General features: G+C 52.9%; 10 protein-coding genes. 4 read left to right on the top strand and 6 right to left on the bottom strand.

From position 1 onward, the window contains the following. The first annotated feature begins 27 nt into the window (after positions 1-27). The 3 genes from D6694_08430 to D6694_08420 all read left to right on the top strand — a co-directional run bounded on the left by D6694_08430 (position 28) and on the right by D6694_08420 (position 2,403). Positions 28-708, top strand: a complete 681-nt coding sequence (locus tag D6694_08430; protein ID RMH42044.1) for a D-alanyl-D-alanine carboxypeptidase family protein — start codon at positions 28-30, stop codon at positions 706-708. A 235-nt stretch (positions 709-943) separates the two neighbouring features. Then, positions 944-1,591: a hypothetical protein gene (locus tag D6694_08425; protein ID RMH42043.1), complete on the top strand. Its 648-nt coding sequence runs from the start codon at positions 944-946 to the stop codon at positions 1,589-1,591. A gap of 74 nt (positions 1,592-1,665) precedes the next feature. After that, positions 1,666-2,403, top strand: coding sequence for a TIGR04219 family outer membrane beta-barrel protein (locus D6694_08420; GenBank protein ID RMH42042.1), 738 nt, complete (start codon positions 1,666-1,668; stop codon positions 2,401-2,403). A 146-nt stretch (positions 2,404-2,549) separates the two neighbouring features. Here D6694_08420 and D6694_08415 read toward each other — a convergent pair whose 3' ends face one another. From D6694_08415 to D6694_08390, 6 genes are all read right to left on the bottom strand, one after another. After that, on the bottom strand, positions 2,550-3,407 hold the full coding sequence (locus D6694_08415; protein RMH42045.1) for an MBL fold metallo-hydrolase: 858 nt from the start codon (positions 3,405-3,407) through the stop codon (positions 2,550-2,552). Positions 3,408-3,431: 24 nt separating this feature from the next. Then, positions 3,432-3,998: a Slp family lipoprotein gene (locus tag D6694_08410; protein ID RMH42041.1), complete on the bottom strand. Its 567-nt coding sequence runs from the start codon at positions 3,996-3,998 to the stop codon at positions 3,432-3,434. Positions 3,999-4,050: 52 nt separating this feature from the next. Continuing rightward, complete coding sequence (tsaB, locus tag D6694_08405; GenBank protein ID RMH42040.1) at positions 4,051-4,746, bottom strand: tRNA (adenosine(37)-N6)-threonylcarbamoyltransferase complex dimerization subunit type 1 TsaB; 696 nt, start codon at positions 4,744-4,746, stop codon at positions 4,051-4,053. Continuing rightward, entirely contained in the window at positions 4,727-6,673 is a 1,947-nt protein-coding gene (locus tag D6694_08400; GenBank protein RMH42039.1) for an ATP-dependent DNA helicase, read from the bottom strand. The genes tsaB and D6694_08400 overlap by 20 nt, the downstream gene beginning before the upstream one ends. Next, positions 6,663-7,124 carry a hypothetical protein gene (locus D6694_08395; GenBank protein RMH42038.1) on the bottom strand — a complete coding sequence of 154 codons (462 nt, stop codon included), beginning with the start codon at positions 7,122-7,124 and terminating at the stop codon, positions 6,663-6,665. The genes D6694_08400 and D6694_08395 overlap by 11 nt, the downstream gene beginning before the upstream one ends. Positions 7,125-7,191: 67 nt before the next feature. Beyond that, positions 7,192-7,461, bottom strand: a complete 270-nt coding sequence (locus D6694_08390; GenBank protein ID RMH42037.1) for a hypothetical protein — start codon at positions 7,459-7,461, stop codon at positions 7,192-7,194. Positions 7,462-7,660: 199 nt separating this feature from the next. Here D6694_08390 and D6694_08385 point away from each other — a divergent pair. Further along, positions 7,661-8,847, top strand: a 1,187-nt coding sequence (locus D6694_08385) for a threonine/serine exporter family protein (GenBank protein RMH42036.1), incomplete at its 3' end; no start/stop codon positions are given.

Genomic DNA, 8,847 nt, shown 5'->3' with positions numbered 1-8,847 from the left:
TCAAAAAATTTTAGAAGGCATCCTGTTGTGAACATCGACGCATTTCTTGGTTTGACTGATGTACACGTGTGCAAGGGACGTTTGCCGTCACTGACTGGCAAGCCTGTTTACGGCCATTCCGATGCCCTTGAAGCCTTGGCCAACATGCGTACAGCCGCGCAAGAAGATGGGGTCGATTTTATGGTGATCTCAAGCTTTCGCAGTTATGCCGATCAAAAACGCCTTTGGGAGCTCAAGGTCAGCGGGCAGCGGCCAATTCTGGACGATAATGCACAACCTATTACATATTTCGCCACGGAAGACGCACGCTTTTGGGCCATCGCGCGTTGGAGTGCGGTTCCTGGACTTTCGAGGCACCATTGGGGGACTGATTTTGATATTTTTGACGCACGCGCCATTCAAAACGGTTGGACGCCGCAGCTGGTCTGTGACGAGTTCGACAACGAACCATGCGCCAAGCTGGATGATTGGTTATCAAACAATGCCCACAAGTTCGGCTTTTTTCGTCCCTATGAGAAAGACACGACACAGGGCGTTGGCCGTGAACCTTGGCATATCAGCTATTTCCCAGTCGCCAACCGCATGCGCTTACTTAGCGTATCAGACGGTCTGATCCGAGCATGGTCAAAACATCCCTTTACGGGCAAGGATTGGGCCATCGCCCATGTCGATCAATTAATTCCTTGGTTTCTCGGGGAGGCGCCATGACCGCGCTGGCTTGGTTTATTGTGATTGTCGCCGCTATCCTAATTATTGGACCACTTGTCTCGCTGCTCCCCTCTCGGCCTCACAAGCCACAGAACAAAAAGGCCAGTGATAAGGACGCCGAGCGGCCTTCGTAATCACGAGACATTGCGGCAAATATCGACCTGAATACAATGCGGCTTACGCACTTTACAGGGCCATCTAGACTTGGTAGCGTGAAGAGAGGTCTGACAACATTATGGAGGGGACAATGCGTCGCCCAAATATCACCATCATTGCCATGCTTGCCATTGGAATCCTCGCAGGTTGTGCCACGACCGATAGCGACATGCCAGAGATACCTACTTTGTCCTTATCTCCATCCTTACTCATTGACAGTCGCGATGTGGGGGACAATGTCCCCGTGGCATTGAAAGTTGAGGTCGCCGAGGGCGCAATCCTTGGCAACCCCTATCAATTCGACCCGGCGCCCGATGCCCTGTTTGCCTCACTTTTTGAAGACGCGCTCGACAAACAAGGTTTCGACACGACAACAGATGATATTGATGAAGAGACACCACATAGCCAGCTGGTCGTGACCGTGGAGAAACTAAAGGTTCGTATTAAAAAGGCAACCTTGAAGTCAGAAGTCGAGGCCGAAGTCAGCCTCGCACTGTCCGTCCGCACCCCAGAAAAATCTGGAACCTTTCGGGTTTCTTCCTTGCGCACATTGGAGGTCGCACTGCAGGCCACGCCCGATGAAGTGGCCCCTGTAGTATCTCGCGCTGTTGCACAAGTCGTTGAGCGCGCGATTAAAGACAAGAAGCTGGTGGAGACACTCCACTTTGATGTCAATAAATTCAAAAAAGAGGACAATAACACTGATGGTGGCCTTTTTGGCTTTTAGGGTTGTGGCGGAGCCCGTGATTTTCATCTACGCTAGAAGTCGCAAAACAACGGAATCATCAAAGAGGTAATCACATGAAATATTCTCAAATTGCGCTTGCGTTGGCCTTCACCGGAGCACTCGCTTCAGCAGATACGCTGGGGGTTTATGTCAGTGCCGGTCAATGGAATGCCGCTTATTCTGGCGACATCCAAAACGGCGCTGACCAGGTCAACATCGAGAGTGACCTAGGTCTGTCAGATGACAACCAGAACACGTATTCCATTGCTTTCGAGCATCCCGTGCCACTGTTGCCTAACCTAAAACTTCGGCACCAAGATCTGCAAACTAATGGCAGCTCCGTGCTGAGCCGAAGCTTTACCTACGGCAACACAACGTTTAGTGTCAGCGACACGGTCACCTCGGACTTTGATCTCTCACACGACGACTACATCCTCTACTACGAGATCCTCGACAACTGGGTGTCTCTGGACGTCGGTTTGAATGTCAAGAAGTTCAATGGCGACGTACGCATTGAAACTACGCAGAACAGCGAAAGTGATACTTTGGATGACAGCATCCCGCTGCTGTACGCACGCGCCAACTTTGAGTTCCCGCTCACCGGTCTTTCACTGGATGTCGAGGCCAGTGGTGCCACTTTCAGTGGGGACTCCTTCATAGATATGCAAGCAGCGCTCCGGTATGAAACAGATGCTTTGTTTTATGCCGAACTCGGCTACCGGAGAATCTCGCTCAATGCAAACGATGTCAGTGGCATCAATGTCGACCTGGCCATCGACGGAGCATTTTTAAATTTTGGTTTACATTTCTAAAAAAAGGGGGCCTCGACAGAGGCCCCGGGAAAAGCATTGGTTGCTTTTCAATAGGGGGAGTCACACTGAGAGGAGAGGTCAATCATCATGCCTCAACTATTACTGTTGACTCCCCCAATGCACAAAAGTTCACAGTTCAATCAAATTTAATTTTCCCAGGCCACATCACCGTGCGCATCAGTGGCCAGATAACGTCCCCGTGCGTCTTGGCTCACGCGTGACGCGGCAACCTGTGCATCATGGGTATACAACAACCACGCGTCTTCTTGTATCACCTTGTCCAGTAACTGCTTCTTTTCATCAATCAATCGCTCTGGAAAACGGTCATACCCCATGGTCACCGGAAGATGCACCCAAGGGGTGCCTGGTATCAAGTCTGCAGCAAAAACACACTTATGTTCCGGCATCGAAATCCAGGTGAGCATCATTCCCGGTGTATGACCATCCGAGAAGGTGAATTCGATAAAACTCGGCAGTTCGGGATGAGATGATTGGTCAACCAATCGCAACCTTCCTGATTTTTGCAGCATTGTCTGCAACTCAGGGATAAAGGAGGCTCGGTCACGTGGATGGGGCTGGCAGGCGCGTTCCCACGCCTTTTGGCCAACAAAGAAAAGCGCATTTGGAAACAACAACTCAGGTGGCGTGTGTTCTTGCCAAGGGCTCAGCAACCCGCCTGCATGGTCAAAGTGCAGATGTGACAAAATGATTGCTGAAATATCGGAAGGCTGGACGCCTAGCGCCGCCAGATTGTCCAACAAAACATGATTGGCTTCCACAACGCCGTAGCGTGCTCGTAATTTTGGCTCAAAAAATGCGCCAATACCGGTCTCCAAAAGAATGTTGTGGCCATTGCACTGCAACAAAAAACATCGACATACCAGATCGATACGATTGAATTCATCTGCCGCCACCCATTTCTGCCAGAGTGCCTTTGGTACGTTGCCAAACATGGCACCACCGTCGAGTTTTTGTCGATTGCCCAATACTGACGTGATTTTCATCGGCTCCATATCCTCATTCAGCGACTATTTTTCATTCTTTTCTGGCGTGGTCCTTGGGGTGGGTTTGGGGAGCACATGAACGGGACCCGGCCAAATATGAGGGTGCCAATAGCCGCCCCAATAACTGGGAATAATGTAAATTTCCTTTCTTACTTCCCGTCGCTTTGGCCACAGTTGATGTCCGACCACATCCAACACTGGATAGGTATAGGCCTGTTCGCCAATCTTTCCATTAACAGTTTTGGTTAAGGTGCCATAGACAGTGATTTCACGACCACGACGATAAATGATCGGATCCAACAGTCCCGGAATACGTGCAATAAATCGGCCTTCACTGGCATCGGTGCGCCTAGGGCGACCACTGGCTTCCAATGGTAGCGCCACGATTTCCACCCATGTCGCCTGCTTGCGCACTTTAACTTTGGCTACCAGCCCACCCCAACGAACATATTGCCCTTTGGTGCTGTCCCAATCAGTCACCGCATCTGTCGGCGTCCCGACAAATGTGACATCCCCTCGTAATTGAGTCGGCAACATAGCCTGACACCCTGTCAGCAAAATCACCATTAAGACAATGACGCTACGCCACATGATTCCCTCCTTTTTCCGCACTTACCCTCTGACGACTAACGCAATGATGCGTTCATCGTTGACCAGTTGATGCCGCTTTTCGCTCTGCCTCGGTCAGCGCCACTTTATTGCGCAGGTACATTGGTGTCAGAGCCTCTGGCGCCACTCCCTCAGGGTGATGGGTCATCATCCATTTCAACGCATAGTGCGCCAGTGGATATAAAAACACGTGCTCAAGCGGTATGGTGGTATGACAGCCACCGATAACAGGGTAGGTCCGCCATCCATGTCCCAATCCTACCCACGTGTCTGAACTGGGCCATTGAACCTCGTCGGGCTTGCTGATCTGCGGCGCCATCAGAGGTGTTTGCGTCTTTTGCGAAAAGGCCTGCCAATACACTTCCCCCATACGCGCATCTAAAGTTACCCGTATGGCGCTCACTTCCTGTTTATAATGCTCGAAGCCAGCCATCGCTAAGGCCTGCAGAGAGGACACCGGATAAACGCACTGATCCACAGCCAGCGCCATCGCCTGAGCCACTGCAACGCCCAAACGAACACCAGTAAATGCTCCTGGCCCCATACCACAGACGATCCCATCCAGCTCCGACTTATGCCACCCAGCGAGCGCCAACAACTCGTCAATTTTCTTAAGCAAAAATTCACCATGTCCCCGAGGTATCACCTCAGCCCAATGATGTATGTTGCTTCCGTCTGTCACCGCGACCGAACAACATTCTGTTGATGTTTCAATTGCGATCAGTTTCATGCTGATGGAGTGCCTCAAAAAATGCTTCGATTTCACTCATGCTCCGCGTGCGCTTAAATGGCGGCAACGATCGAACAAAGTATTCACCATACGGACGCGACACCAATCTCGGGTCAAAAATCACCAAGACACCACGGTCTGTCACGCGACGAACCAAACGGCCGGCCCCTTGTTTTAATGCGAGTACCGCATCATACAGCGAAACGGCTTCAAACGCATCTAAGCCGCGCCGACGGCACCACCGCGTCCTCGCAGCCGTCATTGGGTCGTCCGGTGAAGGAAATGGTAACCTGTCAATCATGACGAGCTGCAAATCCTCTCCCGGAACATCCACGCCTTCCCAGAAAGCGCCTGTGGCCACCAGTAGACTTGGCGCATTGGTTCGAAACTGTTCCAATAACTGCATTTTCGGCGCGTCCCCCTGAAAAAAAACAGACACTCCCTCCAAGTCGGCCAGATAAAGTCTCGCCTCGCTCAACGCGCGATGACTGGTCAACAGCAAAAAAGCCCGCCCCCGCGACCTTTCCACAAGCACTCTTACGTGTTCGAATATGACTGATAACGCTTCGTTCGCGTTCGGTTCCGGGACGTAACGCGGCACATACAACAGTGCCTGGCGTTGAAAATCAAAGGGGCTAGGCACTGTCAATGTGGTTGCCTGCCCTTCCAGCCCTATGTCGTGGGCAAACGGTGTCAGATCGCCACCAACACTTAACGTCGCAGATGTAAAGATCCATGCCGCGTCCGCCTGAGCTTTCAAGCGCTGTTGCAAAGGCTCTGCCACATTCAAGGGCGCGTCCGTCACCACAATTGAGCGGCTATGCTTTTCAAGCCATCGTGCCCAATCCTGCGCAGGTTCCACCATCAGTCGCTGCAAATCGGCAAGCAATGACAAGCTCCGCTGATGGCAGCGAGCAAGTCCTTCTGATCTGGCCTCACAAGCCTCGGTAAGCTGTGCCATTTTTGACGCCACGTCGAACAACAGCTGACACAACCCGTCCCATGCTTCTCGGGGCCGATTTTCCCAAGACACACGGCCATCCACGGGAAAGTTGCGGATGTGCTCGAAGACGTCTGCTAAAACGACTTCTCTATTGCCCCATGCCTGCAGCATGTCAGGGGCAGCTGTCATCAGTTCCCGGCGCACATCATCCAACAACAAGCTGAATTGTTTGGTCGAGAAACGCCAACCAAGAAAACGCCTAGCCACTGTCGGCAGTTGATGCGCTTCGTCAAACACAATGGCATCGACCGGCGGCAATAGCTCACTAAAACCTTGATCCTTGAGCATCAAATCGGCGATCAGTAAATGATGATTCACGACCAGAATGTCCGCCTTTTCTGCTTCCCTCCTGGCTCGCACGACAAAACAATCATCGTAATTCGGACAGCTCGTCCCAAGGCAATTTTCTCGCGTGCTGGTGATTTGTGGCCAAAGTGCTGAATCTTCCCGAATGGGTGCTGCGTGCGCCAAATCACCTGAAATTGTGTACTGCGACCACTCGACAATACTTTGCAAGGTCGCCACGTCTTCTCGACTGGTTAACAACCCCTCAGCCACAGTCTGCGACAAGCGGTAGCGACACAAATAGTTGGCACGGCCTTTGAGCAGTCGCACGTCGGGAGCAGGCGCCATCATCTGGCAAGCCAATGGGATATCTTTCTCAAACAATTGGTCTTGGAGCGTTTTGGTACCAGTCGAGATGATGGCGCGAACACCGCTGCTCAAAATCGGCACCAAGTAGGCGAGCGTTTTTCCAGTCCCTGTCTCTGCCTCCACGATGAGCCTGCCGCGAGAAGACAGTGCGGCTTCCACAGCCGACGCCATTTTGATTTGGCCCTCTCTGGGCACAAATGCTTCCATGGCTTGGGCAAACGGCCCATCTTCCCCGAGCCAATAGGCCGCATCCCGCCCCTTAACATTCATTCGTGTTTTCCGCTGCCCTTCGCCAAACGCAGTGTCCTATGGCCTTGAATTTTTCAATCGTCATACTGCCCCGCGGGTTGGGTCGTGCCTGAGTCAGCGCCTCTTCCACAACCTTGCGTTCAGCTTGCCATATTTCCAGAGGTTCATAACGTGCGTCATACACCACCAAGAGCACATGCGTCCAATCACCCTTCGTGTTGACCCGTCCGAGCCGATAACCACGCTTTTTCGGGTCAAAGCACACGCGACTTTTAATTTGGTAGGCACCTTGCTCACCCACCACATCCACACCGGCCCGGTGCTCCGAAGCAGCGCGCAACCCCAGGTGCCGGCACGCATCATAAATTGCGAGTTCCGATGACACTGGCAGCACCTGTCCTGTCGCCGCACGGTACTCTGCCGCTAACGAGCGCGTCTGCGCCATCAGTTTGTCAATATCGTAAACTGTCATCACATAAGCCGGTGTTCACCGTGACATCAGTCTAACTGGATGAATCACAATTGAAAATGGCAATCTTTCAAACGTGTAGGTCAACGTAGCGGCCAAGCGCCCCACGCGCTCGCCGGACCTGCTTTCTGGATTGACGGCGCATTTCCGTACGCGATGGATAACGCCGACGAGACCGACCTTTATCGCCGTCTTTATGGTAGACCACACCACTGGTCATCCGCTTCTGATGACGATCGATGGCCTTGGTGTCTGACGCAGCAGACACAGGACTGGCGGCCTGTTCATGTGCGCTGGGCACCACGGGTCGAGTTTCTTGGGTTGGAATGGTAATTGCCATGCGGTACCGAAAATGGCTTTGCTCCTACCAATGTATATCGACTATGGCGATATTTTCTGAAGTTTCAACCAACGGAAACCCAAACCCTTTCGCTTCAGCTAATCCCGAACGATAGCTGCCCGTGCAAACTGTCACAATTTTCCTTGCATCGTTTTGGCTTTCATCCCATGCTTATGGTTTTCAAACACTTTGACAGCAAATGGAATCTGGTGCCCCGTTTTCACCGGCCTCGCTCGACGACGTGCCGAACAGCCCACCACGGCATGAACCGACTGGCTTTATACTGCGTCTGGCCAAAGCCCTGCATGTCAATGGCGTGCCTGCCTATGAGCTTGAGCAAACAGTGAATGCCTGTGCAAGTCGTTTAGGACTTGGAGTCCAGTGCATGTCCACGCCAACCGCGATCACACTATCCATCCTTCAACCGGACACACTGCCGCAGACCTTCGTCATTCGAGCAGCCCCTGGTGAAGTCAACATCGAACAGCTACGACGCCTGACCGATGTGGCCAGCCGCGTGATCGACGGTGTGACAGACACCGTTACGGGCGCGCGCGAACTGAAAGCAATCCAGCGCCTGCCAACGCCTATCGGGCAATTGATTTGGTATCTCGCCTATTTTGTTGTGTCAGCCGCCCTGGCCAATATATTTGGCGGAGGCAGCCGGGAAATGCTCGTGGCCGGGCTGAGTGGTCTTAGCATCGCGGGACTGAATCATGCCACCCGTCACTCCGTGTTCCGTCACTTGCTGCCCGCGCTGTCCGCCATCGCAGTCACGCAGCTTATCTGGTTTTTTTCAGCTGGCCTAGCTTGGCCACTGGCCAATCAGTTAACCCTGTTATCCGGTCTTATTATCTTGCTCCCAGGGCTTTCTATCACAATCGCGCTGGCCGAACTGGCCACCCAGAATCTGGTTTCAGGCACGGCGCGACTCTTCGGTGCCGCGAGCATCCTTATCCAGCTGACTTTTGGCAGTATTATTGGCATGGAACTCGCAGAAAATCTTTGGGGGCACCCCAATGAAGCATTGGTTTATGACCTCCCAAGCTGGCTGCCATGGTTCAGTGCTGCCTGTGGCTCTCTGGCACTGGTGCCGTTGTTTTTTGCGCGCTGGCGGGACGGTTTCTGGTTTGTGGTCGCCGGTTTACTCGCCTATGGCGTGACCGTGTTCGCACAAAAGTACACAACCCCACATATGGCCGCCTTCTTAAGCGCCACCACTGTAGGCGTCACGGCCAACTTGGCCAGTCGCTATCTTGCGCTCCCCGGCGCAACTGTCCTGATGCCCGGTTTTATTATGTTGGTGCCGGGCGCAATGGGGTATCGCGGCATGCTGGCCATGGCGTCTCACGATATGATGACCGGTCTGGCGAAAGGCTTCGATGT

The organism is Gammaproteobacteria bacterium, from assembly GCA_003696665.1.
GTDB lineage: Bacteria > Pseudomonadota > Gammaproteobacteria > Enterobacterales.
The sequence above is the reverse complement of the archived record's forward strand: the minus strand, read 5'-3'. Positions and strand labels throughout refer to the sequence as shown.